Annotated in this window: 23 protein-coding genes; 16 read left to right on the top strand and 7 right to left on the bottom strand. The window is 55.8% G+C overall.

Features of this window, described 5'->3' with window-relative positions; all coding sequences use genetic code 11:
- Positions 1-3: 3 nt before the first annotated feature.
- The 7 genes from amiB to hflC all read left to right on the top strand — a co-directional run bounded on the left by amiB (position 4) and on the right by hflC (position 8,261).
- Complete coding sequence (gene amiB / locus LRS40_RS04985; protein WP_231313241.1) at positions 4-1,335, top strand: N-acetylmuramoyl-L-alanine amidase AmiB; 1,332 nt, start codon at positions 4-6, stop codon at positions 1,333-1,335.
- A gap of 9 nt (positions 1,336-1,344) precedes the next feature.
- Complete coding sequence (gene mutL / locus LRS40_RS04980; protein WP_142487952.1) at positions 1,345-3,192, top strand: DNA mismatch repair endonuclease MutL; 1,848 nt, start codon at positions 1,345-1,347, stop codon at positions 3,190-3,192.
- On the top strand, positions 3,185-4,135 hold the full coding sequence (miaA, locus tag LRS40_RS04975; protein WP_142487953.1) for a tRNA (adenosine(37)-N6)-dimethylallyltransferase MiaA: 951 nt from the start codon (positions 3,185-3,187) through the stop codon (positions 4,133-4,135). Before mutL ends, miaA begins: the two co-directional genes overlap by 8 nt.
- Positions 4,136-4,220: 85 nt before the next feature.
- On the top strand, positions 4,221-4,529 hold the full coding sequence (gene hfq / locus LRS40_RS04970) for an RNA chaperone Hfq (RefSeq protein ID WP_032616179.1): 309 nt from the start codon (positions 4,221-4,223) through the stop codon (positions 4,527-4,529).
- Between the two features lie 77 nt (positions 4,530-4,606).
- A complete protein-coding gene (gene hflX, locus LRS40_RS04965; protein ID WP_142487954.1) occupies positions 4,607-5,887 on the top strand; it encodes a ribosome rescue GTPase HflX in 1,281 nt (426 codons plus the stop codon).
- A 116-nt stretch (positions 5,888-6,003) separates the two neighbouring features.
- Positions 6,004-7,257, top strand: a complete 1,254-nt coding sequence (hflK, locus tag LRS40_RS04960) for an FtsH protease activity modulator HflK (protein ID WP_142487955.1) — start codon at positions 6,004-6,006, stop codon at positions 7,255-7,257.
- A 2-nt stretch (positions 7,258-7,259) separates the two neighbouring features.
- A complete protein-coding gene (gene hflC / locus LRS40_RS04955) occupies positions 7,260-8,261 on the top strand; it encodes a protease modulator HflC (RefSeq protein ID WP_142487956.1) in 1,002 nt (333 codons plus the stop codon).
- A gap of 53 nt (positions 8,262-8,314) precedes the next feature.
- Here the strand turns inward: hflC and LRS40_RS04950 are convergent, their stop codons facing one another.
- Entirely contained in the window at positions 8,315-8,605 is a 291-nt protein-coding gene (locus LRS40_RS04950) for a hypothetical protein (RefSeq protein WP_142487957.1), read from the bottom strand.
- A gap of 371 nt (positions 8,606-8,976) precedes the next feature.
- Between LRS40_RS04950 and LRS40_RS04945 the strand changes: the two genes are divergently transcribed.
- The 4 genes from LRS40_RS04945 to rlmB all read left to right on the top strand — a co-directional run bounded on the left by LRS40_RS04945 (position 8,977) and on the right by rlmB (position 14,179).
- Positions 8,977-10,275 carry an adenylosuccinate synthase gene (locus LRS40_RS04945; protein ID WP_231313240.1) on the top strand — a complete coding sequence of 433 codons (1,299 nt, stop codon included), beginning with the start codon at positions 8,977-8,979 and terminating at the stop codon, positions 10,273-10,275.
- 203 nt (positions 10,276-10,478) lie between these two features.
- Entirely contained in the window at positions 10,479-10,904 is a 426-nt protein-coding gene (gene nsrR, locus LRS40_RS04940) for a nitric oxide-sensing transcriptional repressor NsrR (RefSeq protein WP_142487959.1), read from the top strand.
- A 38-nt stretch (positions 10,905-10,942) separates the two neighbouring features.
- A complete protein-coding gene (rnr, locus tag LRS40_RS04935; RefSeq protein ID WP_231313239.1) occupies positions 10,943-13,384 on the top strand; it encodes a ribonuclease R in 2,442 nt (813 codons plus the stop codon).
- Positions 13,385-13,447: 63 nt separating this feature from the next.
- Entirely contained in the window at positions 13,448-14,179 is a 732-nt protein-coding gene (rlmB, locus tag LRS40_RS04930; protein WP_142487961.1) for a 23S rRNA (guanosine(2251)-2'-O)-methyltransferase RlmB, read from the top strand.
- Between the two features lie 91 nt (positions 14,180-14,270).
- Here rlmB and LRS40_RS04925 read toward each other — a convergent pair whose 3' ends face one another.
- A complete protein-coding gene (locus LRS40_RS04925) occupies positions 14,271-15,560 on the bottom strand; it encodes an MFS transporter (RefSeq protein ID WP_231313238.1) in 1,290 nt (429 codons plus the stop codon).
- 183 nt (positions 15,561-15,743) lie between these two features.
- Here LRS40_RS04925 and LRS40_RS04920 point away from each other — a divergent pair, with 183 nt between their 5' ends.
- A complete protein-coding gene (locus tag LRS40_RS04920) occupies positions 15,744-17,366 on the top strand; it encodes an isovaleryl-CoA dehydrogenase (RefSeq protein WP_231313237.1) in 1,623 nt (540 codons plus the stop codon).
- A gap of 3 nt (positions 17,367-17,369) precedes the next feature.
- On the opposite strand, the gene LRS40_RS04915 is transcribed toward LRS40_RS04920, so the two are convergent.
- The 3 genes from LRS40_RS04915 to bsmA form a co-directional block, all read right to left on the bottom strand.
- Positions 17,370-19,295 carry a methyl-accepting chemotaxis protein gene (locus LRS40_RS04915; RefSeq protein WP_231313236.1) on the bottom strand — a complete coding sequence of 642 codons (1,926 nt, stop codon included), beginning with the start codon at positions 19,293-19,295 and terminating at the stop codon, positions 17,370-17,372.
- A 172-nt stretch (positions 19,296-19,467) separates the two neighbouring features.
- Positions 19,468-19,755: a DUF1471 family protease activator YjfN gene (gene yjfN / locus LRS40_RS04910; RefSeq protein WP_142487965.1), complete on the bottom strand. Its 288-nt coding sequence runs from the start codon at positions 19,753-19,755 to the stop codon at positions 19,468-19,470.
- 136 nt (positions 19,756-19,891) lie between these two features.
- A complete protein-coding gene (gene bsmA, locus LRS40_RS04905) occupies positions 19,892-20,221 on the bottom strand; it encodes a biofilm peroxide resistance protein BsmA (protein WP_156262755.1) in 330 nt (109 codons plus the stop codon).
- Between the two features lie 138 nt (positions 20,222-20,359).
- Here bsmA and yjfP point away from each other — a divergent pair, with 138 nt between their 5' ends.
- Complete coding sequence (gene yjfP / locus LRS40_RS04900) at positions 20,360-21,091, top strand: esterase (protein WP_231313864.1); 732 nt, start codon at positions 20,360-20,362, stop codon at positions 21,089-21,091.
- Here the strand turns inward: yjfP and ulaR are convergent.
- The gene (ulaR, locus tag LRS40_RS04895) at positions 21,088-21,843 is read right to left on the bottom strand and encodes an HTH-type transcriptional regulator UlaR (RefSeq protein WP_156262756.1); all 756 of its coding nucleotides are present in this window, start codon (positions 21,841-21,843) and stop codon (positions 21,088-21,090) included. The two genes, yjfP and ulaR, sit on opposite strands and share 4 nt — an antisense overlap.
- A 108-nt stretch (positions 21,844-21,951) precedes the next feature.
- Positions 21,952-23,016 (bottom strand): L-ascorbate 6-phosphate lactonase, encoded by a 1,065-nt coding sequence (ulaG, locus tag LRS40_RS04890; protein WP_142487968.1) that lies wholly within the window; start codon positions 23,014-23,016, stop codon positions 21,952-21,954.
- Positions 23,017-23,370: 354 nt separating this feature from the next.
- Between ulaG and ulaA the strand changes: the two genes are divergently transcribed.
- Genes ulaA through ulaC form a run of 3 tightly spaced genes read left to right on the top strand, consistent with a single transcriptional unit; the run spans position 23,371 to position 25,567 of the window.
- Positions 23,371-24,771, top strand: coding sequence for a PTS ascorbate transporter subunit IIC (gene ulaA, locus LRS40_RS04885; protein ID WP_142487969.1), 1,401 nt, complete (start codon positions 23,371-23,373; stop codon positions 24,769-24,771).
- 12 nt (positions 24,772-24,783) lie between these two features.
- Positions 24,784-25,089, top strand: a complete 306-nt coding sequence (gene ulaB, locus LRS40_RS04880; RefSeq protein WP_108476136.1) for a PTS ascorbate transporter subunit IIB — start codon at positions 24,784-24,786, stop codon at positions 25,087-25,089.
- 10 nt (positions 25,090-25,099) lie between these two features.
- A complete protein-coding gene (gene ulaC / locus LRS40_RS04875) occupies positions 25,100-25,567 on the top strand; it encodes a PTS ascorbate transporter subunit IIA (protein WP_231313235.1) in 468 nt (155 codons plus the stop codon).
- Positions 25,568-25,575 lie beyond the last annotated feature (8 nt).

Here is a 25,575-nt window from a genome sequence, read left to right as displayed (position 1 = left end):
GGGATGATTAATCGCGTTAAGAGTTGGTTGATGGCTGCAACGGTGCTGTTTTGTGCGCAGGCCGGGGCGGCAACCTTGTCCGATATTCAGGTGTCCAACGGCGACAATCAGGCCAGGATCACCTTCAGCTTTATGGGCGATCCTGAGTATGCGTTTTCGCAGGACGATAAACGCAGCGTCGCGCTGGATATTAAACAGACCGGCGTCATCAAGGGGCTGCCGCTCCAGTTCAGCGGCAACAACCTGGTGCACAGCATCCGTTCCGGTACGCCGAAAGACGATCAGTCCCTGCGTCTGGTGGTCGATTTAACCCAAAACGGCAAGACCCGGGCGGTGAAGCAACAGAATGGCGCGAACTATATGGTGATCTTTACCATCAATGCCGATGCACCGCCGCCGCCTCCTCCGCCAGTGGTGGCGAAGCGGGTGGAAGCACCTGTCGTGGCGCCGCGCCCTTCAGAGCCGGCCCGCAATCCGTTTAAATCCTGCAGCGATCGTATTACCAGCGTCACCAGCAGCAACACGGTGACCCGACCGGCAGCGCAGGCGCGCCAGGTAAACGGTGATAAAGTCATTATTGCGATTGATGCCGGACACGGTGGCGAGGATCCTGGCGCCATCGGGCCGGGTGGGACGCGTGAGAAAAATGTGACAATCGCCATTGCCCGTAAGCTGAGGACCTTGCTGAACGACGACCCGATGTTTAAAGGCGTCCTGACTCGCGACGGCGATTATTTTATCTCGGTCATGGGGCGTTCTGACGTCGCGCGTCAGCAGAATGCCAATTTCCTGGTCTCTGTGCATGCCGATGCCGCTCCCAACCGCAACGCGACAGGGGCATCCGTATGGGTGCTTTCCAACCGTCGCGCTAACAGCGAAATGGCAAACTGGCTTGAGGAACATGAAAAACAATCCGAACTGTTAGGCGGGGCAGGTGATGTGCTGGCGAACAGCCAGTCGGATCCCTACCTGAGCCAGGCGGTACTGGATTTACAGTTCGGCCATTCTCAGCGTGTCGGGTATGATGTGGCGACTAACGTCCTGAATCAGCTGCAAAGCGTCGGTTCCCTGCACAAGCGCCGCCCGGAACATGCCAGCCTGGGCGTGCTGCGTTCGCCTGATATCCCGTCCATTCTGGTGGAAACGGGCTTTATCAGTAATAACGGCGAAGAGCGTTTGCTGGGCAGCGACCGCTACCAGCAGCAGATTGCCGAAGCGATTTATAAAGGCCTGCGTAAGTATTTTGATACGCATCCGCTCCAGTCTGCACCGCAGAGTGGCGCGGGGCAGACCGCCAGCGCCGTATTACCGGGCGAGTCGACCTCGACCAACTAAGGAGATTTCATGCCGATTCAGGTTCTGCCGCCGCAGCTTGCGAACCAAATCGCCGCCGGTGAGGTGGTAGAGCGACCTGCGTCGGTAGTGAAAGAGCTGGTGGAAAACAGTCTCGATGCGGGAGCAACCCGTATCGACATTGATATTGAACGCGGCGGTGCGAAACTTATTCGGATCCGCGATAACGGCTGCGGTATTAAAAAAGAGGAGCTGGCGCTGGCGCTGGCTCGTCACGCAACCAGCAAAATCGCCTCTCTCGACGATCTCGAAGCCATTATCAGTCTCGGTTTCCGCGGCGAAGCGCTGGCCAGTATCAGCTCCGTCTCGCGTCTGACGCTCACCTCCCGTACCGCCGAACAGCCGGAAGCCTGGCAGGCTTACGCCGAAGGCAGAGATATGGACGTAACGGTGAAACCTGCCGCACACCCGGTGGGAACAACGCTGGAAGTGCTGGATCTGTTCTACAACACTCCGGCGCGGCGCAAGTTTATGCGCACCGAGAAAACCGAATTCGGCCATATCGACGAGATTATTCGCCGCATCGCCCTGGCGCGTTTCGATGTCACCATCAATCTGAGCCATAACGGCAAGATGATGCGCCAGTACCGCGCCGTGGCGCAGGGTGGGCAGAAAGAGCGCCGGCTGGGCGCCATCTGCGGCACGCCGTTTCTTGAACAGGCGCTGGCCATCGAGTGGCAGCATGGGGATCTGACCCTGCGCGGCTGGGTGGCCGATCCGAAAGCGAGCAGTGCGGCTTTTGCTGAGATCCAGTATTGCTACGTAAATGGGCGCATGATGCGTGACCGTTTGATCAACCATGCTATCCGCCAGGCGTGCGAGGATAAACTCGGTGCCGGAGAGCAGCCCGCTTTTGTACTCTATCTTGAAATCGACCCGCATCAGGTGGATGTGAATGTCCATCCGGCGAAGCATGAGGTGCGTTTTCATCAGTCGCGGCTGGTGCATGACTTTATCTACCAGGGCGTGCTGAGCGTCCTGCAGCAGCAGGCTGAGCCAACTCTCCCGTTGAGTGAGGTGGAGCCTGCGCCGCGTCCCATTCCGGAAAACCGCGTTGCGGCGGGAAGAAACCAGTTTGCCGAACCGGCTGTCGCGCGTGAGCCAGCCGCACCGCGCTTTGCATCCGGCGGCGCAGCCCCTCGCGCGTCGGGCGCCAGCTACCCGCATGCGCAGCCGGGTTATCAGAAGCAGGCGGGGGCGGTCTATCGGACGCTGCTTGATACCCCGGCCCCTGCGCAGAAAACAGAGGATGTCGCGCCTGCGGCCTCTACGCTGGTGGGGCATAGCCAGAGTTTTGGCCGGGTGCTGACCATTGTATCGCCAGATGCGGCCCTGCTGGAGCGTGACGGCCAGCTGGCGCTGTTATCCCTGCCGGTAGCCGAACGCTGGTTAAAACAGGCGCAGCTTGCGCCCGGGCCACACCAGGCCTGTGCCCAGCCGCTGCTGATTCCGGTGCGGATAAAAATCTCAGCGCAAGAGACGCAGGTCATCCAGCGCTATCAAAAGCCGCTGGCTGAAATGGGTATCGAAGTCGTAACCGAAGCGCACCATGTCACGCTTCGGGCGGTGCCTTTACCCTTACGCCAACAAAATTTACAAAACTTGATTCCTGAACTGATAGGCTACCTGGCGCAACAAACGACGTTTGATGCCGCCAACACCGCGCAGTGGATCGCCCGCCAGCTGGCCAGCGAGCATTCGTCGTGGAATATGGCGCAGGCGATCACGGTGCTGGCGGAGGTCGAACGCCTCTGCCCGCAGCTGGTGAAAGCGCCGCCGGGTGGTTTGTTGCAACCTGTAGATCTACATTTGGCGATGAACGCCCTGAAAAATGAGTGACTTGAGTAATACCAGCCTGCCAAAGGCGATATTTTTGATGGGGCCAACGGCCTCCGGTAAAACCGCGTTAGCCATTGAGTTACGTAAAGTTTTGCCAGTAGAGTTGATTAGCGTTGATTCCGCCCTTATTTATCAGGGGATGGATATCGGTACGGCAAAGCCTAACGCAGACGAGTTACGCGCGGCACCGCACCGATTACTGGATATTCTCGACCCGGCGCAGGCTTACTCAGCGGCAGATTTTCGTCGCGATGCGCTGGCCCAGATGGCAGAGATCACCGCAGCAGGACGTATTCCCCTGTTAGTGGGTGGAACAATGCTCTATTTCAAGGCCTTACTGGAAGGGTTGTCGCCATTGCCATCGGCAGACCCGGCGGTAAGAGCAAAGATTGAGCAACAGGCGGCAGAGCAGGGATGGGGTGCGCTGCACGAGCAACTGACTGAGATCGACCCGGTTGCCGCAGCACGTATTCATCCAAATGATCCGCAAAGGCTTTCCCGGGCACTGGAAGTTTTTTTCATTTCGGGTAAAACTTTAACGGAACTGACGCAAACGTCAGGAGAGGCTCTGCCGTATCAGGTGCATCAGTTCGCCATCGCCCCGGCGAGCCGTGAACTGCTCCATCAGCGAATTGAGCAGCGTTTTCATCAGATGTTAGCTTCAGATTTTGAAGCAGAAGTGCGGGCGCTATTTGCCCGTGGAGATTTGCATACGGATATGCCTTCCATTCGTTGTGTGGGTTATCGCCAGATGTGGTCATACATTGAAGGTGAGATTTCACATGATGAAATGGTTTATCGAGGTATTTGCGCCACGAGACAGTTGGCGAAACGCCAGATAACCTGGTTGCGCGGTTGGGACGGTGTTCACTGGTTAGACAGTGAAAAGCCACAACAGGCGTTACATGATGTATTACAGGTTGTTGGTGATATCGCAGACTGAATGTGTACAATTAAGCCGTATCGTGCGCAATTTTTCAGAATCGCAAGGTTCTAAGTACAAAACAAGCATATAAGGAAAAGATAGAATGGCTAAGGGGCAATCTTTACAAGATCCGTTCTTGAACGCACTGCGTCGTGAACGTGTTCCAGTTTCTATTTATTTGGTGAATGGTATTAAGCTGCAAGGTCAGATTGAGTCTTTCGATCAGTTCGTGATCCTGTTGAAAAACACGGTCAGCCAGATGGTCTACAAGCACGCGATTTCTACTGTTGTTCCGTCTCGCCCGGTATCTCATCACAGCAATAACGCTGGCGGCGGTTCCAGTAACTACCATCATGGCAGCAACGCGCAGGGTTCTTCTGCGCCTGCGCAGGACAGTGAAGAAACCGAATAAGGTTACTGGCTGTTATTTCCATATCGGGGAGCCAGGTTTTCTGCGTTCCCCGCTGATCTTTTTTGAGAGGTTTACGCTTGTTTGACCGTTACGATGCCGGTGAGCAGGCGGTGCTGGTACACATCTATTTTTCGCAAGACAAAGATATGGAAGATCTCCAGGAGTTTGAATCTCTGGTCTCTTCCGCCGGTGTCGAAGCAATGCAGGTGATTACCGGTAGCCGTAAAGCGCCGCACCCAAAGTATTTTGTTGGTGAAGGTAAAGCAGTAGAGATTGCGGATGCCGTTAAAGCGACTGGCGCATCAGTCGTGCTTTTTGATCACGCCCTGACGCCGGCCCAGGAACGCAACCTGGAACGTCTGTGTGAATGCCGGGTTATCGATCGGACGGGTTTGATTTTAGACATTTTTGCTCAACGTGCACGTACCCATGAGGGGAAATTGCAGGTTGAGCTGGCGCAGTTGCGCCATCTGGCAACGCGCCTGGTGCGCGGCTGGACACACCTTGAAAGACAGAAAGGCGGGATTGGTTTGCGCGGCCCGGGTGAAACCCAGCTCGAAACCGACCGCCGCTTGTTACGTGGCCGTATAACCCAGATCCTCTCACGGCTCGAAAGAGTGGAGAAGCAACGTGAGCAGGGGCGCCGATCGCGACAAAAAGCAGACATTCCGACGGTGTCGCTTGTCGGTTATACCAACGCAGGTAAATCCACCCTGTTTAACCAGATAACTGAGGCCCAGGTGTATGCCGCAGACCAGCTGTTTGCGACCCTGGATCCGACGCTGCGCCGCATTGACGTGGCGGATGTCGGAGAAACCGTGCTGGCGGATACCGTTGGTTTTATCCGTCATCTGCCGCACGATCTGGTGGCCGCATTTAAAGCCACCCTGCAGGAGACCCGTCAGGCGACGTTGCTGTTGCACGTTATTGACGCTGCGGATGTACGCCTGCAGGAAAACATTGATGCAGTGAATATTGTGCTGGAAGAAATTGACGCGCACGAGATCCCGACGCTGCTGGTAATGAACAAAATCGATATGCTGGACGGCTTCGAGCCGCGTATCGACAGGAATGAAGAGAACATACCGATTCGGGTCTGGCTTTCTGCCCAGACCGGTGTTGGTGTACCACTGCTTTTCCAGGCCTTAACAGAACGTCTTTCCGGTGAAGTGGCTCAGCACACGCTGCGTTTACCGCCCGAGGAAGGCCGACTGCGCAGCCGTTTTTATCAGCTTCAGGCGATAGAAAAAGAGTGGATGGAGGATGACGGCAGCGTGGGGTTGCAAGTGCGTATGCCGATCGTTGACTGGCGTCGCCTCTGTAAACAAGAACCTGCGCTGGTCGACTACGTCGTCTGACCGGAAAGGAGATGCCTGAAGGTTTTTGCCCTTTGGGATACCTGCATCGCAGTGGATGCCCCGGCATGCCAGGCGTTTGAAGGTATATCACCGCATAACAAATATGGAGCACATACATGGCGTGGAATCAGCCCGGTAATAACGGACAAGACCGCGACCCGTGGGGGAGCAGCAATAATCAAGGCGGCAACTCCGGGGGAAATGGCAACAAAGGTGGTCGCGAGCAGGGGCCACCCGATCTGGATGATATCTTCCGCAAGCTGAGTAAAAAGCTGGGCGGTCTTGGCGGTGGTAAAGGCACTGGCGGCGGTACTGGCCAGGGGCCGCGTCCTCATATGGGCGGTCGCGTGGTGACTATTGTTGCGGCAGCAGCCGTAATTATCTGGGCTGCCAGCGGGTTCTACACTATCAAAGAAGCCGAACGCGGTGTTGTTACCCGTTTTGGTAAATTCAGCCATCTGGTTGAGCCAGGCCTGAACTGGAAACCAACCTTTATTGATGACGTCACGGCGGTGAACGTTGAATCGGTGCGTGAGCTGGCGGCATCCGGCGTGATGCTGACGTCTGACGAAAACGTGGTGCGCGTTGAGATGAACGTGCAGTACCGCGTCACCGATCCGGAACGCTACCTGTTTAGCGTGGCCAGCGCGGACGACAGCCTGCGTCAGGCTACCGACAGCGCCCTGCGCGGCGTGATCGGCAAATACACCATGGACCGCATCCTGACTGAAGGTCGTACCGTTATTCGTAGCGATACCCAGCGCGAGCTGGAAGAGACTATTCGTCCGTACAACATGGGTATCACCCTGCTGGACGTTAACTTCCAGGCTGCTCGTCCACCGGAAGAGGTGAAAGCGGCGTTTGACGATGCCATTGCTGCCCGTGAAAACGAACAGCAGTACATCCGTGAAGCAGAAGCCTACACCAACGAAGTACAGCCGCGTGCGAACGGCCAGGCCCAGCGTATTCTCGAAGAGGCGCGTGCTTATAAGACGCAGACCGTGCTGGAAGCACAGGGTGAAGTGGCTCGCTTTGCGCGCATCCTGCCAGAATATAAAGCGGCTCCGGAAATTACCCGTGAGCGTCTCTATATCGAGACCATGGAGAAAGTGCTAAGCCATACTCGTAAGGTACTGGTTAATGACAGCAAAAATGGCAACCTGATGGTTCTGCCGCTGGATCAGATGCTGAAAGGCGGTAACGCTCCGGCGAAAAACGATAACAGCGGTGCCAACAATCTGCTGCGTCTGCCTCCTGCCTCATCAGGCAGCGCCAGCGCGAACACAACGCCTTCTTCTAACGATGGTGACATTATGGACCAACGCCGTGCTAACGCGCAGCGTAACGACTACCAGCGTCAGGGGGAATAAGGATGCGTAAGTCAGTTATTGCGATCATCATTATCGTACTGGTCGTGCTTTACACCTCGATCTTTGTGGTGAAAGAGGGCGAGCGAGGGATTAAATTCCAGTTCAGCAGCGTCGTGCGTGACGGTGACAAGCGTCCGGTGATCTATGAGCCGGGCCTGCACTTTAAGGTTCCTTTTATCCAGTCCGTGAAAACGCTTGATGCGCGTATCCAGACGATGGATAACCAGGCCGACCGTTTCGTGACTAAAGAGAAGAAAGACCTGATCGTTGATTCTTACATCAAATGGCGTATCAGTGATTTCAGCCGCTACTTCCTGGCAACAGGCGGCGGTGACGTCTCCCAGGCCGAAGTGCTGCTGAAACGTAAGTTCTCTGACCGTCTGCGTTCTGAGATTGGTCGTCTGGATGTGAAAGACATCGTGACCGACTCCCGTGGTCGTCTGACCCTGGAAGTGCGCGATGCGCTGAACTCTGGATCCGCAGGCACAGAAGATGAAGTCGAAACACCGGCAGCAGACGATGCGATTGCCAAAGCCGCCGAGCGCGTTCAGGCTGAAACCAACGGCAAAGTGCCGGTGATCAACCCGAACAGTATGGCTGCGCTGGGTATTGAAGTGGTTGACGTGCGTATCAAGCAGATCAACCTCCCGGCCGAGGTGTCTGAAGCGATCTACAACCGTATGCGCGCTGAGCGTGAAGCTGTAGCCCGTCGCCATCGTTCACAGGGTCAGGAAGAGGCTGAAAAGCTGCGCGCAACCGCAGACTATGAAGTGACTAAAACGCTGGCAGAAGCTGAGCGTCAGGGTCGTATAATGCGTGGTGAAGGTGATGCTGAAGCGGCAAAACTGTTCGCCGATGCGTTCAGCCAGGATCCAGACTTCTACGCCTTTATCCGTAGCCTGCGCGCTTACGAAAGCAGCTTCCAGAGCAACCAGGATGTGATGGTGCTGAGCCCGGACAGCGATTTCTTCCGCTACATGAAATCACCTGCTGCCAGCCGCTAAAACTAAAATGGCGCCTCACTGAGGCGCCATTTTTTTTACCACAAAAGTAAGGTTTAGTTACCCAGCAGTTTATTCAGCAGGCCGCCGACAATTGGCAGGCTTGCCAGGGTTGATTCAATCATACCACCCACAGTAGAACCAATGGTTGAACCCACTTTTTCTCCCAGGTCCGGGGCGATAGTGGAAAGATTAACGGTGCCAATCAGCGGCAGGTCAACACTCAGCAGATCGGTACCCATTGACCATGCAGCAGTCCCAATTTTGCTACCCAAAGAAGCCAGACCATCCTGCAGCCAGCCAGCACCGCTGACACATTCAATTTCAAACGCTGTTAATTCTTTCATTATAATCATCCTAATTATTTAGTTATTTAGCTCCGCCCTCTGGCGGCGCGAAACGATCCTGACAACCTTTGAAATATTCAGCAATACCAGAGGGTTGTGAATTTTATCTCATCTCTTTGAATCACATTGACGTATAACAGAAAGCGGTAATATCTGAAGATGAAATAGATATTGTGACTATTTCAACACGGCATTATTTCGTCTCTACCGCACCGCTTGTGATAAGAATCGGTCTGTCACACAAGATATTGAGGTAATCGTTTAACTGCTGATGAACCCGTCAATTTCGACGAAATTTGTATACAAAAAAAGCTGAACATCATCAAAACCGATGGTAGAATCCATTTTTAAGCAATCGGTGATTTTGAAAAATGGGTAACAACGTCGTCGTACTGGGCACCCAATGGGGTGACGAAGGTAAAGGGAAGATCGTCGATCTTCTGACTGAACGTGCTAAATTTGTTGTGCGTTATCAGGGTGGTCACAACGCGGGCCATACTCTCGTAATCAACGGTGAAAAAACCGTCCTCCATCTTATTCCATCAGGCATTCTTCGTGACAATGTGACCAGCATCATCGGTAACGGTGTTGTGCTGTCTCCTGCTGCGCTGATGAAAGAGATGAAAGGCCTGGAAGACCGTGGCATCCCGGTTCGCGAACGTCTGCTGCTCTCCGAAGCCTGTCCGCTGATCCTCGACTACCACGTTGCGCTGGACCTGGCTCGTGAAAAAGCGCGTGGCGCGAAAGCGATCGGTACCACCGGTCGTGGTATCGGCCCGGCTTACGAAGATAAAGTTGCCCGTCGCGGTCTGCGCGTTGGCGACCTGTTCGACAAAGCCACCTTTGCTGAAAAACTGAAAGAAGTGATGGAATATCACAACTTCCAGCTGGTGAATTTCTATAAAGTTGACGCGGTTGACTACCAGAAAGTACTGGACGATGTGATGGCGGTTGCCGACATCCTGACCGGTATGGTTGTTGATGTTTCCGATCTGCTGGACCAGGCGCGTCAGCGTGGCGATTTCGTCATGTTCGAAGGTGCGCAGGGTACGCTGCTGGATATCGACCACGGTACCTATCCGTACGTAACTTCCTCAAACACCACCGCGGGTGGCGTGGCAACCGGCTCTGGCCTGGGCCCACGTTATGTGGATTACGTTCTGGGTATCATCAAAGCGTACTCCACTCGCGTGGGTGCAGGTCCATTCCCGACCGAGCTGTTTGATGACATCGGCGAGTTCCTCTGCAAGCAGGGTAACGAGTTTGGCGCGACCACCGGTCGTCGTCGTCGTACCGGCTGGCTGGATGCGGTTGCCGTGCGCCGTGCGGTGCAGATCAACTCCCTGTCTGGCTTCTGCCTGACCAAACTGGACGTCCTGGACGGCCTGAAAGAAGTGAAAATCTGCGTTGCCTATCGTATGCCGGATGGCCGCGAAGTGACCACCACTCCGCTGGCAGCTGACGACTGGCAGGGCATTGAGCCGATCTACGAAACCATGCCAGGCTGGTCTGAAACCACCTTCGGCGTGAAAGAGCGTAGCGGCCTGCCGCAGGCGGCACTGGATTATATCCAGCGCATTGAAGAACTGACCGGTGTGCCGATTGATATTATCTCTACCGGCCCGGACCGTAGTGAAACGATGATTCTGCGCGATCCGTTCGACGCATAATGATGGTTTTGCCCGGCAGCGTTGCGCTTGCCGGGCTTACAAAACCCCATCGTAGGCCGGATAAGCATCGCGTATCCGGCTTTTTCCTTCTCCTTCCCTCCTTTCAGTTTAAATAAATTCGCCGTTGACTATCTGGCTGGTTTATCATCATTAATGAATATCTCTGCGGATACACCGCGATTTACCCTTTTCCTGAGGTTGATGTGCAGTTAACAAGTTTCACCGATTACGGATTACGCGCGCTGATCTACATGGCGTCGTTACCCGATGGGCAGATGACCAGTATCTCTGAGGTGACAGAGGTGTACGGTGTGTCCCGTAATCATATGGTCAAAATAATCAATCAACTTAGCCGTGCCGGATATGTTGCTGCCGTCCGAGGGAAAAATGGCGGCATCCGCCTCGGTAAACCGGCACAGAGTATTCGTGTTGGCGATGTGGTACGTGAACTGGAGCCGTTGTCTCTGGTGAACTGCAGCAGCGAGTTCTGCCACATTACCCCCGCCTGTCGTCTGAAACAGGCGCTTTCTAAGGCCGTGCAAAGTTTTCTCATGGAGCTGGATAACTACACGCTGGCCGATTTGGTTGAAGAGAATCAACCGCTGTATAAATTATTGCTGGTGGAATGAAGAAAATTTCCACCGGAGATGACAACGGAGGAACCGATATGTCACAAGATCCTTTCCAGGAACGCGAAGCTGAAAAATACGCTAATCCTATCCCAAGCCGCGAGTTCATCATTGAACACTTAACTAAACGCGAAAAACCCGCTAATCGTGAAGAACTTGCCGTTGAATTAAACATTGAAGGCGAAGAGCAAATTGAAGCCCTTCGCCGTCGTCTGCGCGCTATGGAGCGTGACGGACAACTGGTCTTTACCCGCCGTCAGTGCTATGCCCTGCCTGAACGTCTCGACCTGCTGAAAGGCATGGTGATTGGCCACCGTGATGGTTTCGGCTTCCTGCGCGTCGAAGGCCGCAAGGACGACCTGTACCTCTCCTCTGAACAGATGAAGATGTGCATTCACGGTGACCAGATCCTGGCCCAGCCGCTGGGCGCCGATCGTAAAGGTCGTCGTGAGGCGCGCGTGGTGCGCGTGCTGGTGCCGAAAACCAGCCAGATCGTGGGCCGCTACTTCACCGACGCCGGTGTCGGTTTTGTGGTGCCGGACGACAGTCGTCTGAGTTTTGACATCCTGATTCCGCCGGAAGAGGTGATGGGCGCGCGGATGGGCTTTGTGGTGGTTGTTGAACTGACCCAGCGTCCAACCCGCCGTACCAAAGCGATCGGTAAGATCGTCGAAGTGCTGGGCGATAACATGGGCACCGGCATGGCCGTGGACATGGCGCTGCGTACCCACGAAATTCCGTACGTCTGGCCAAAAGCGGTTGAAGAGCAGGTTGAAGGCCTGAAAGAGCAGGTACCGGAGTCGGCAAAAGCAGGCCGGGTGGATCTGCGCAACCTGCCGCTGGTCACTATCGATGGCGAAGACGCCCGCGACTTCGATGACGCCGTCTACTGCGAGAAAAAACGCGGCGGGGGCTGGCGCCTGTGGGTGGCGATTGCGGATGTGAGCTATTACGTTCGGACCGGCACCCCGCTGGATGGTGAAGCCCGCAACCGTGGCACCTCGGTTTACTTCCCGTCGCAGGTTGTGCCGATGCTGCCGGAAGTGCTCTCCAACGGTTTATGCTCGCTCAACCCGCAGGTTGACCGTCTGTGCATGGTGTGTGAAATGACCATCTCCACCAAAGGGCGTTTAACCGGCTACAAATTCTATGAAGCGGTGATGAGTTCACATGCTCGCCTGACCTACACCAAAGTGTGGCATATGCTGCAGGGTGACCAGGATCTGCGTGAACAGTATGCGCCGCTGGTGAAGCATATCGAAGAGCTGCATAACCTCTATAAACTGCTGGATCAGGCGCGTGAAGAGCGCGGCGGTATCTCATTTGAGAGTGAAGAGGCGAAGTTCATCTTCAACGCCGAACGTCGCATCGAGCGGATCGAACAGACCCAGCGTAACGATGCGCACAAGCTGATTGAAGAGTGCATGATCCTGGCGAACATCTCCGCGGCGCGCTTCGTTGAGAAAGCCAAAGAGCCCGCGCTGTTCCGTATTCACGATAAACCGACCACCGAAGCCATCACCTCGTTCCGTACCGTGCTGGCTGAGCTGGGCCTTGAGCTGCCGGGCGGCAACAAACCCGAGCCGCGCGATTACGCCGAGCTGCTGGAGTCCATCAGCGATCGTCCTGACGCGGAAATGCTGCAAACCATGCTGCTGCGCTCCATGAAGCAGGCGATTTACGATCCGGAAAACCGCGGCCACTTCGGCCTGGCATTGCAGTCATACGCCCACTTTACTTCGCCGATCCGCCGTTACCCGGACCTCTCTCTGCACCGCGCCATTAAATATCTGCTGGCGCAGGAGCAGGGCCACAAGGGCAACACCACGGAAACCGGGGGTTACCACTACTCCATGGAAGAGATGCTGCAGCTGGGCCAGCACTGTTCGATGGCGGAACGCCGCGCGGATGAAGCGACCCGTGATGTTGCTGACTGGCTGAAGTGTGACTTCATGCTGGATCAGGTCGGGAACGTGTTTAAGGGCGTGATTGCCAGCGTTACCGGCTTTGGTTTCTTTGTGCGTCTTGATGAACTGTTCATTGATGGTCTGGTGCATGTCTCCAGCCTGGATAATGACTACTACCGTTTTGACCAGGTCGGCCAGCGTCTGATTGGCGAATCGGGCGGTCAAACCTATCGTCTGGGCGATCGTGTGGAAGTGAAGGTTGAAGCCGTCAACATGGACGAGCGCAAGATTGATTTCAGCCTGATCTCCAGCGAGCGTGCGCCGCGCAACCTGGGTAAAACCGAGCGTGAGAAAGCGAAGAAAGGGACTGCCGGTAAAACCAGCGGCAAACGACGTCAGGCCGGTAAAAAGGTAAACTTCGAGCCGGACAGCGCCTTCCGCGGCGAGAAAAAACAGAAGCCGAAGGCCGCGAAGAAAGAAGCCAGAGCAGCGAAAAAGCCCTCGGCTAAATCCCAGAAAATCGCCGCCGCGACCAAAGCAAAGCGCGCAGCGAAGAAAAAAGTAGCTGAATAATTTTCCCTGACCTTGATCCTCTCCCTTTTGGGAGAGGAGTACAGTAATTAATGAGAATCATCAATGAGTGAAATGATTTACGGCATCCATGCGGTGCAGGCCCTGCTGGAGCGCGCACCGGAGCGTTTTCAGGAAGTATTTATTCTGAAAGGGCGTGAAGACAAACGCCTGATGCCGCTGATCCATGCCCTGGAAGCGCAGGGCGTGGTGATCCAGCTGGCGAACCGTCAGTATCTGGATGAGAAAAGCGAAGGCGCGGTACACCAGGGGATCATCGCCCGCGTGAAGCCGGGCCGCCAGTATCAGGAAAACGATCTGCCGGATCTCATCGCAACTCTGGATAATCCGTTCTTCCTGATCCTCGACGGCGTGACCGATCCGCACAACCTCGGTGCCTGCCTGCGCAGCGCCGATGCGGCGGGTGTCCACGCGGTGATCGTGCCTCGGGACCGTTCCGCACAGCTCAACGCGACGGCCAAAAAAGTGGCCTGCGGCGCGGCGGAAAATGTGCCGCTGATCCGCGTGACCAACCTGGCACGCACCATGCGTCAGCTGCAGGAAGAAAATATCTGGATCGTAGGTACCGCAGGTGAAGCGGACCATACCCTGTTCCAGAGCAAAATGACCGGCCGCATGGCGCTGGTGATGGGTGCCGAAGGCGAAGGTATGCGTCGTCTGACCCGCGAGCACTGCGATGAGCTGATCAGCATTCCGATGGCGGGCAGCGTTTCGTCCCTGAACGTCTCCGTAGCAACCGGCATCTGCCTGTTTGAAGCGGTGCGCCAGCGCGGGTAGCCTGTTGTGCCGGGTGGCGGCTTCGCCTTACCCGGCCTACAAAAGCCCGATTCCGTAGGCCGGGTAAGCGCAGCGCCACCCGGCACATACCTCACTCCTCCAGCGACCGCAAATGGTCATCCTTCCTGAGCGTCATCAGCGCCACAATACTCACCACCGCCGTCGCCATGACGTAATATGCCGGAATATCCAGATTCCCGGTCTCTTTTATCAGTCCGGTAATGATTAAGCCCGCGCACCCCGAAAATATGGCGTTCGACAGTGAATAAGCCAGCCCCAGCCCGGTATAGCGCACTCGCGTCGGGAACATCTCTGACAACATGGCGGGTCCTGGTCCTGCCAGCATCCCCACCAGCCCACCGGCAATCAGCACCACTATCGCTTTCACCGCCAGGGTGCTGGATTCCGCCTGCAAAATTTTCAGCAGCGGCAGGGCAAGGATCAGCAGCAGTGCGGCGGCAATCACCATTACCGTGCGCCGTCCGATGCGGTCACTTAGGATCCCCGACGGAATAATGGTCAGCGCAAAGCCGATATTGGAGATCACCGCAATCAGTAGCGCCTGGTTAAAGCCGGTATGCAGGGCTGATTGCAGATAGGCGGGCATGATCACCAGATAGGTATAGCCCGCGGCAGACCACACCATCACCCGGCCGATCCCCATCACGATGGCCTTCAGGGTGTCACCGGTCCGCGCCTTCACCGCCACCGGTTTGGTTTGCTGTTTCACGAAGCTCGGCGTCTCTTCCATGCTCACCCGCAGCCACAGGGCCACCGCCCCCAGCGGCAGGGCGATAAAGAACGGGATGCGCCAGCCCCAGTCGTGTAAAGCTTCTGGCGTCAGCAACGCCGAGAGCAGCGCCACGATCCCCGCCCCGGCCAGCAGACCCAGCGCAACGGTAAAGGACTGCCATGCGCCGTACAGTCCGCGTTTGCCGCGTGGAGCGAACTCGGTCATCAGCGACACTGCGCCGCCATACTCGCCGCCGGCGAACAGCCCCTGCAGGATCCGCAGGCCGGTGATGAGCAGCGGCGCGGCAATGCCGATACTGGCATACACCGGCACGACGCCGATCGCCGCCGTGGCCAGGGTCATCATCACCAGCACGACGATCAGCGTGGGCTTGCGCCCGATACGATCGCCGAGCCGCCCGAAGACGATGGCACCCAGCGGACGGAAGAAAAAGGCGATAGCAAAAGAGGCGTAGGTGAGGATCAGGCTGGTCAGCCCGGCCTCACCGCTGAGCTGGAAAAAGTTTTTTGCAATCACGGTGGCCAGAAAACCGTACACCGCAAATTCATACCATTCGATAAAGTTACCAATAGAGCCAGCAACTAAAGCACGCTTATGGGCATCCGGCGCCCGCTGAGTGGATTGCATCGTTATTCTCTCCATGAGGGTAAGAATAAATTATTCACCATAAAAACAGATGAGAAATTTATTATTCGTTCATTGTGTGAGCTAATTCACGCTTGCAAGGGGCGATATTTTGCGACCGCTTTCGTGCAGCGTCTGCCCGCTCTGTCCATAATTACCTCATTGCCATAGAAGGAGGGATACATTATGCACTGGCAGACGCACACTGTTTTTAATCAGCCTGCGCCACTCACCAACAGCAACCTTTTTCTTTCCGACCGAGCCCTGTGTGAAGCGGTCAGCTGTGAAGGTGCCGACTGGGACGCCGAGCTACTCGCCAGTATCGGCCAGCAGCTGGGTACCGCAGAATCACTGGAACTGGGCCGCCTCGCCAACGTCAATCCACCCGAGCTGCTGCGTTTTGACGCCAGCGGAACCCGGCTGGACGATGTGCGCTTTCATCCCGCGTGGCATCTGCTGATGCAGGGCCTCTGCGCCAACCGGGTACATAACCTGGCGTGGGAAGAGGAGGCGCGCAAAGGGGCCTTCGTAGCCCGGGCAGCGCGTTTTATCCTGCATGCGCAGGTAGAAGCCGGCACGCTCTGCCCGATCACTATGACCCATGCCGCCACGCCGCTGTTGCAACAGGCGTTACCGCGATCCTTCCACGACTGGCTGACGCCGCTCCTTAGCGATCGGTATGACTCCCATCTGGCGCCGGGCAACCAGAAGCGCGGTCTGTTAATCGGTATGGGGATGACGGAAAAGCAGGGCGGATCGGATGTCCTCAGCAATACCACCCGGGCAGAGCGCTGCAGCGACGGCAGCTACCGGCTGGTGGGCCATAAGTGGTTTTTCTCGGTGCCGCAAAGCGATGCGCACCTGGTGCTGGCACAGGCGAAAGGCGGCCTGTCATGCTTTTTCGTTCCCCGTTTTCTGCCTGACGGCCTGCGCAATGCCGTGCATCTGGAGCGTCTGAAAGACAAGCTGGGCAACCGCTCCAACGCCAGCAGTGAAGCCGAGTTTCTCGACGCTACCGGCTGGCTGCTGGGCGAAGAGGGTGAAGGCGTGCGCCAGATCCTGAAGATGGGCGGCCTCACCCGTTTCGACTGCGCGCTGGGCAGCCACGGCCTGATGCGCCGGGCATTCTCGGTGGCGTTATATCATGCCCACCAGCGACAGACCTTTGGCAAAAACCTGATCGATCAGCCGCTGATGCGCGATGTGTTAAGTCGCATGGCGCTCCAGCTGGAGGGGCAGACGGCGCTCCTGTTCCGCCTGGCGCGGGCCTGGGATCGCCGTGACAGCGAGCACGAAGCTCTGTGGGCGCGGCTGTTTACCCCGGCCGCGAAACTGGCGATCTGTAAAGCGGGGATCCCGTTCGTCGCCGAAGCGATGGAGGTCCTTGGCGGCATCGGCTATTGCGAGGAGAGCGAGCTGCCGCGCCTGTACCGGGAGATGCCGGTCAACAGTATCTGGGAGGGCTCGGGCAATATCATGGGGCTGGATGTGCTGCGGGTGCTGGCGAAGCAGCCAGCGGTGATGGATCTGCTGGCCGATGATTTTGCCGACGTGAAGGGGCAGGATCGGCACTTCGATCGCAGCTGGCGTCAGCTACAGCAGAAGCTACGTAAACCACAGGAGGCGCAGGGAAGGGAGATCGCCCGGCAGATCTTCCTGCTGGGCGCGGGGGCACAGATGTTGCGCCATGCATCACCGCCGGTGGCGCAGGCCTGGTGCCGTGAAATGCTCGACGCCCGGGGAGGATCCCTGCTCAGCGAGCAGGTCCAGGACGACCTGCTGCTGCGCGCCACGGGCGGCGTGGCCTGATCCTTACAGGCGGAACAGGCTGACCAGATCGGTCAGGTGTGAACCCTTCCCGCGCAGAACCTGCGCCGTCTGTTCACTGCGCGAGACGCGGTCGGCGTTGATATGCGACGCTTCGCCGATATGCGTCATCGCCAGGTTCACCTGACCAATGCCTGCCGACTGCTCGCGGGAGGCATGGTTTATCTCCGTGACCAGCTGATTGATATTGTCGATGTGCTCGATGATGCTCTCCATCGCATGCCGGGTCTGCTCCGACAGGGCGTGGCCCTCGCTTACCTTGCTGAGCGTATCGCCAATCAGCTGTTCAATCTCCTTCACCGCATTGGCGCTACGCGCTGCCAGGGCACGGACTTCCTGGGCCACCACGGCGAAGCCTTTACCGTGTTCTCCCGCCCGGGCGGCTTCTACAGCGGCGTTCAGCGCCAGAATATTGGTCTGGAACGCGATCCCTTCAATTACCCGCGTGATGGCTTCGATGCGTTTCGATGCTTCGCGAATATCGTCCATGGTGGCAACAGCATTGCTGACGGTCTCTCCGCCCTGATGCACCGCCCGGGAGGTTTCGCCCACCAGCTGCTGGGTCTGCTCCATATTGGCCGCATTCTGCTGCACGCTGGCCGCCAGCTGCTCCATGCTGGCGGAGGTCTCTTCCACGCTGCTGGCCTGCTTGTTGATCTGCTCAGAGATCTCGCCGGTATCCGCTGCCAGGGCGTTGGTTCCCAGATGGATATCTCCCGCGGCTTCGCGCACCTGCAGCACGATTTTTTGCAGACCGCCGCCAATGCCGTTGATGGCATTGATCAGCTGGCCCACCTCATCCTGACGAGTGGCAGGCAGGGTAGCGCGTAGATCGCCGGCAGCATATTGTTCTGCCAGACCAATCACATCGCGCAGCGGGCGTGAAAGCCAGCGGCGGATGATAAACACGAACAGCATGGCGAAGAGTGCGGACAGGGCCACGCCGGCCAGCAGGAAGCGATCCCGCAGGCTGGTCACATCGGCCAGCAGGACGGTTTTATCCACCTCGCCCACGATGGTCCAGTTCCAGCCCGGGAGCGGCGTCCAGGCCATAATCAGCGTGCGACCATCGGCGCTCTGGCGCTCCAGGGTGCCGGATTTATCCCCCAACAGCTGCTGCTGAACGCCGTTCTCCCACGTCGGCAACCGCCCCTCTTCTACGCTATGGAACAGGTACTGGCCGTGATTTTTGCCGTTACTGCGGTCCAGCACAAAGAAGTGACCGCTCTCGCCCAGACGACGGCTGAGGATCTTTTCGCGCATGACGTTCCACGAGTGAGTAATGTCGACCCCAACGAAGATAATGGCGATCACCTGCCCGCCCGCGTCTTTTACCGGCTGATACTGGGTGATATAGCGTTTGCCGAACAGCAGGGCGAGGCCGCGATAAACCTCACCTTTGGTGACTACCGCCCAGGCAGGGCTGGCATGATCCAGTACCGTCCCGATGGCCCGATCGCCGTTCTCTTTACGCAGCGAGGTTGCCACGCGGACGAAGTCATCGCCGTTGCGGACAAACAGCGTCGAGATAGCACCGGTGCGATTCAGGAAATCATCGGGCGTGGTGTTGTTCTCATGGAGTTCCGTATCGCCGCCTTTCAGCAGCGGAACGTTCTGACCGTTGATGGTGCGGGGCTGGCTGACGTCAAGGCTCAGCGGCTGCGGCAAAAAGGTGGTGAACAGACGGGTATAGCTCTCCACCTCTTCGGTGAGGCTGGTATTGAACATCTGCACCATGTCCACCACGCCGGTGGACTGATTATGCAGGTCTTCGATAGCCAGGGATTCGAGTTTTTGACTGGTGTTATAGCTCAGGAGAAAAGTGAAAAGCAGAAAGAGTGTAGCGACACTCAAGCCGGTAAGCAGCGATAGCTTTGTGCCCAGACCTGCACGGCGAAAAAAGTTGATCATAAATTGCTCATTGCTAAAAAGGTAACGCTTTTCAACGGCAGAGCGGGGATAACATTTATTGGGTTTATGTAACAAAATGTTACAAGAATGTCTCGGGGTAGTAGCGGCAAGGATAATAGAATTGTAAATGTTAAAAAGCCACTCTTTTTTAGTGGCTTTTTATCGGCGCTTTTCAGGCGTAGAGAATGGCTTGTACCCGCCAGCGATCAACATGGCTGTCTTCCTGCATGGTTATGATGCGATACCACGACGCTCCCTGTTCATCTGCTTTAAGCGCGATCATGCGCTCTACATCCTGCGGACTCCCTGAGATATCACTCACGGAAATCAGTCCAATTTCATTCAAACCCGTCACACAATCAGCGCTGGCAAATTCGGCTGACTGAGCGGCAGTACTCACCAGACCGGCTGAGAGTAACAGTGAGGTCAAAGCAAGAGATCGTTTCATCGTCAGCTCCATTTTACGTGTCCCCGGTATCCGCCGGGCAATCCTTCGCTAATAAACTCGCTTCCATTGTCCCAGGCATGGAGTTTATTGTGGACAGGAAAACGTCTATGGACGCAAAGCAGTGTAAATGTCGTTTAAATACCGCGCGTTATTTACGGTATAAAATGGCCTGCGAGTACCATTGTCCCGTCACGATGGTTTCATCGATAAGGATAATGACGTAGTAATCTGCTTTCGCGGCGACGGCTTTTGCTTTGATGGCATCTTCCACATCTGCGGGAGAGCCTCGCTCAAGTGCGGTGACGGTACCCATCCGTTGTAATCCTTCCGTCTGATTACGACGAATTTCTTGTGGGTGGTCGGCAACCGGTGGTGCAGGCTGTGGCGTGCCTTCTAACGCGCTACATCCGCCCAACACCAGCATCAGCAATAAAGCAGCAAACCTTCGCATAACCATATCTCGTTTCCTGATAGCCATAGTGTAGAACTCTGTTGATTTAGGATTGGGGGAATGTTCCCAAATTGTTAGCTGTGGCGTAAATTTCGAATGAAAATTGTGCGAAAGCGTAATCCAGTTCTCAACATTTTAAATCACCCTTTAGCATGAGGCCCAATGATGATTGAACTTGAAATACGACAATTTGGCGACCATGAGAGTGTACATGCCGTTCCGGCGGGAAAACTGTCTCAGCCGTTGCCGGTTGTTATTTTTTATCATGGTTTTACCTCATCAAAGCTGGTCTACAGCTATTTTGCGGTTGCCCTGGCGCAGGCCGGTTTTCGGGTGGTAATGCCGGATGCACCGGATCATGGCGCACGCTTTACGGGGGATGAGCAGGCTCGTCTGGGGCAGTTCTGGCCGATCCTGCATGGCAACCTCACTGAATTTGCCGCGCTACGGGATGGTTTGTATCAGGCCAGGCTGGTGGCGGATGAACGTCTTGCGGTGGCCGGGGCCTCGATGGGCGGGATGACCGCGCTGGGCATCATGGCGCGCCATCCGGAGGTGAAATGCGTGGCAAGCCTGATGGGCTCTGGCTACTTTACCTCGCTAGCCCCTACGCTGTTTCCCCCACAGCCATCTGCGTCCTTCGCGGAGATGGTCTCTCCGCTTGCCGACTGGGAGGTAACGACCAGGCTACCCCGGCTGGCCGATCGTCCGCTGCTGCTGTGGCACGGGGAAGAGGATGATGTGGTGCCCGCCGCAGAGACCTTCCGTTTGCAGCAGGCATTGCGGCATGAAGGGCTGGACAAAAACCTGACCTGCCTGTGGGAGGCAGGGGTGAAACATCGCATTACGCCGACTGCCCTCGATGCCACGGTGGCGTTTTTCCGTCAGCATCTTTAAACGCGCAGGATCTTCACCCCCTGATCTTCCAGTTTCTGGAGGATCTGTGGGTCAGCACTTTTACCGGTGATCACCAGGTCTATCTGCTCGGCGCGGCTGAATAACATTCCCGCGCGCTCCCCGACCTTGCTGCTGTCAACCAGCACCACCAGTTTGCCGACCACGTTCAGCATGTTCTGTTCCGCCATCGCCGTCAGCATATCGGTTTTATACAGCCCTTCGGCGGTAAGTCCTTTCCCGCTGGTAAACATCCAGTGCCCGGCATAGAGCGTGTTCTCGCTGTCCTGCGGACTTAAGGTAATGGACTGGCTCTTGTTGTACTGTCCGCCCATGATCACCACGCTTTCGTGCTCCTGATCGATGAGGTAGTTGGCCAGCGGCAGGTAGTTGGTAATGATCTGCACCGGCTTGCCGCACATTTCGCGACCCAGCAGAAAGGCAGTTGAGCCACAGTTAATCACCACGCTTTCACCGGGATTCACCAGCTGGGAGGCGGCCCGGGCAATACGCACTTTCTCGTCATGATTCTGTGCCTGATGAATGTTCATCGGAGACCAGCGCGGGCGTTGTTGGCTGATCCCTTCCGCACCGTTACGCACTTTTTTCAGCTTCCCGCTTTCATCAAGTTTATTAATATCCCGGCGCGCGGTGGCAGGGGAAACGCCCAGCCGGGCAATCACTTGTTCCACGGTAACAAACCCCGTCTGCGCCAGGAGTTCGAGTAAGATTTGATGCCGCTGTGCTTCTGTCATGAGCTATTCCGAAATAAATTGATGTTAAAAGATGATATTTGAAATAGCCTGAAATTACTAAGTAAATGATGGGCTCGCCAGGCGCAGCGCCTGGCGAGGGGGAAGCAATTACAGGAAAGATTTGAACGGCAGATCCGGCTCAATGGTGAAGCAGTCGTCAAAGCCGCGCGGGTAGTGATACTCAAAATTGTCTTTATCCAGCGGCCAGGTAAACTTGCCGCCCACCTGCCAGATAAACGGCTTAAAGCCATATTTCAGTCGATCTTTTTTCATCTCCCACAGCACGCGGATCTCCTGCGGATCGGCCTGGAAGTTTGACCAGATATCGTGGTGGAACGGGATCACCACCTGAGTATTGAGGGCTTCTGCCATGCGCAGAATATCGGCACTGGTCATTTTATCGGTGATGCCGCGTGGATTCTCGCCATAGGAACCCAGCGCCACGTCGATATGGTGCTCGTTGCCGTGTTTGGCATAGTAGTTGGAGTAGTGCGAGTCGCCGCTGTGGTACAGGGTACCGCCCGGGGTTTTAAACAGATAGTTTACCGCGCGCTCGTCCATGCCGTCTGGCAGCACACCGGCTGCCTTCTGATCTGCCGGCAGCGTAATCAGCGCCGTACGGTCAAACGCATCCAGCGCGTGGATTTCAATGTCTTTGATTTTCACCACATCGCCCGGCTTCACCACGATGCAGCGATCCTGTGGCACGCCCCAGCCGATCCAGATATCCACGCAGGTTTGCGGGCCGATAAAGGGCACGTCTGGCGCACAGTTTTGCATTACGGCGGCGGCGACATTCACATCAATGTGATCGTTATGATCGTGGGTTGCCAGTACGGCATCGATCTGACGGATGGCGAACGGATCGAGGACAAACGGCGTGGTGCGCAGGTTCGGTTGCAGCTTTTGCACCCCCGCCATACGCTGCATCTGATGCCCTTTCTTCATTAGCGGATTACCGTGGCTTTGCTTGCCGGTCCCGCACCAGAAATCGACACAGACATTCGCGCCACCCTGAGATTTCAACCAGATCCCGGTACAGCCCAGCCACCACATGGCAAAGGTGCCTGGCGCAACCTGCTCCTGTTCAATCTCTTCATTCAGCCAGGTTCCCCATTCCGGGAAGGTGCTGAGGATCCATGATTCGCGGGTAATGGTGTTCACTTTACTCATTGTCAGACTCCCTCTTTCTCACAATTAATCATATGGTGATTTAATTTGATTGATATTGTCACCAATGATTCAGTAATGCAATGGCCTGATTACAGCAAAATGTCGCGTTGAAAGGACGTCCCTGACAAGGCCGATCTATGATTTTAGCTGTTGTATTTAAATATATTATTGAAATTAAATGATTTGTATTAGGTTGGTCTATTGTTGAAAAAGACATTGCTCTATGCAGGGAAATAATTTGCGTGATGCGTCACAAATAATCAAATGCAATCTTGTGGTGATTATTTGTGATTACTAGAGTGGTGGCCTGTTGTACGAGCACTACGCATCGTACTGCCTTTACCGGAGAGTGTTATGGAGATCCTCTACAGCGTCTTTACCGTCTTTTTTAATCAGGTCATGACCAATGCCCCGCTGCTGCTGGGTATCGTGACTTGCCTGGGTTATATCCTGCTGCGTAAAAGCGTGAGCGTGATAATCAAAGGCACCATTAAGACCATCATCGGTTTTATGCTGCTTCAGGCAGGTTCAGGTATTTTAACCAGCACCTTTAAGCCCGTTGTCGCCAAAATGTCCGAAGTTTATGGCATCAACGGCGCCATATCTGACACCTATGCTTCCATGATGGCCACCATCGAACGCATGGGCGATGCCTACAGTTGGGTGGGATACGCCGTGCTGCTGGCGCTGGCGCTGAACATTATTTATGTCCTGCTGCGCCGTATTACAGGCATTCGTACCATCATGCTGACCGGCCACATCATGTTCCAGCAGGCCGGGCTAATTGCCGTTTTCTTCTATATTTGCGGCTACCCAATGTGGACCACCATCATCTGTACGGCAGTGCTGGTGTCGCTCTACTGGGGTATCACCTCCAACATGATGTTCAAGCCAACCCAGGAAGTGACTGACGGCTGCGGCTTCTCCATCGGCCACCAGCAGCAGTTCGCCTCCTGGATTGCCTATAAAGTCGCGCCTTACCTCGGCAAAAAAGAGGAGAGCGTGGAAGATCTCAAGCTGCCGGGCTGGCTGAATATTTTCCACGACAACATTGTCTCGACGGCGATAGTCATGACCATCTTCTTCGGCGCGATTTTGCTCTCGTTCGGGATTGACGTTGTCCAGGCGATGGCGGGTAAAACCCACTGGACGATCTACATCCTGCAAACCGGTTTCTCTTTTGCGGTGGCCATTTTCATTATTACCCAGGGCGTGCGCATGTTCGTGGCCGAGCTCTCCGAAGCCTTCAACGGTATCTCTCAGCGCCTGATCCCCGGCGCGGTTCTGGCGATCGACTGTGCGGCTATCTATAGCTTTGCGCCGAATGCGGTGGTGTGGGGCTTTATGTGGGGCACCATCGGTCAGCTGATTGCGGTCGGTATTCTGGTGGGCTGCGGCTCTTCCATCCTCATCATTCCGGGCTTTATCCCGATGTTCTTCTCCAACGCCACCATTGGCGTGTTTGCTAACCACTTTGGCGGCTGGCGCGCGGCGCTCAAGATCTGCCTGGTGATGGGGATGATTGAAATCTTCGGCTGCGTGTGGGCGGTCAAGCTCACCGGCATGAGCGCCTGGATGGGGATGGCCGACTGGTCAATTCTGGCCCCGCCAATGATGCAGGGCTTCGCCTCCCTCGGCATCGTCTTTATGGCCGTCATTATTCTGATTGCCCTGGCGTATATGTTCTTCGCTGGCCGTTCGCTGCGGGCGGAAGAAGATGCGGAACAACAAACAGCAGAAGTTTCTGCTCACTAAGGAGTTTTGACTATGACCGTACGTATCCTGGCTGTGTGTGGCAATGGGCAAGGTAGCTCCATGATCATGAAGATGAAAGTGGACCAATTTTTAACCCAGTCAAACATTGACCACACGGTGAACAGCTGTGCGGTGGGTGAATACAAAAGTGAACTGAACGGCGCGGACATCATCATTGCCTCTACCCATATCGCCGGTGAAATCAGCGTCACAGGCAATAAATATGTGGTGGGGGTGCGCAACATGCTGTCGCCTGCGGACTTTGGCCCAAAACTGCTGGAAGTGATCAAAGAGCACTTTCCACAAGACGTGAAGTAAGGGGAGCCATATGAAACTCCGTGATTCGCTGGCTGAAAATGACTCAATCCTGTTACAGGCCGAGGCCAGCACCTGGCAGGAAGCGGTAAAGCTGAGCGTTGACCTGCTGGTTAAGGCCGATATTGTTGAGCCGCGCTATTACCAGGCCATTCTCGATGGCGTTGAGCAGTTTGGGCCGTACTTTGTGATTGCCCCGGGGCTGGCGATGCCGCATGGCCGTCCGGAAGAGGGCGTAAAAAAAACCGGTTTCGCCCTGGTCACCCTGAAAACGCCGCTGGTGTTTAACCACGAAGATAACGATCCGGTCGATATCCTCATCACCATGGCGGCCGTCGATGCCAACACCCATCAGGAGGTGGGCATCATGCAGATCGTCAATCTGTTTGAAGATGAAGCCAACTTTGACCGATTACGCGCCTGCCGTACCGGGCAGGACGTCCTGGATTTAATCGATAACGCCACTGCGGCGGCACTTTAAGAGGGAAC

The organism is Leclercia sp. G3L (assembly GCF_021117075.1).
Classification (GTDB): Bacteria; Pseudomonadota; Gammaproteobacteria; order Enterobacterales; family Enterobacteriaceae; genus Enterobacter; species Enterobacter adecarboxylatus_C.
This window is presented reverse-complemented; position numbering and strand designations above follow the sequence as displayed.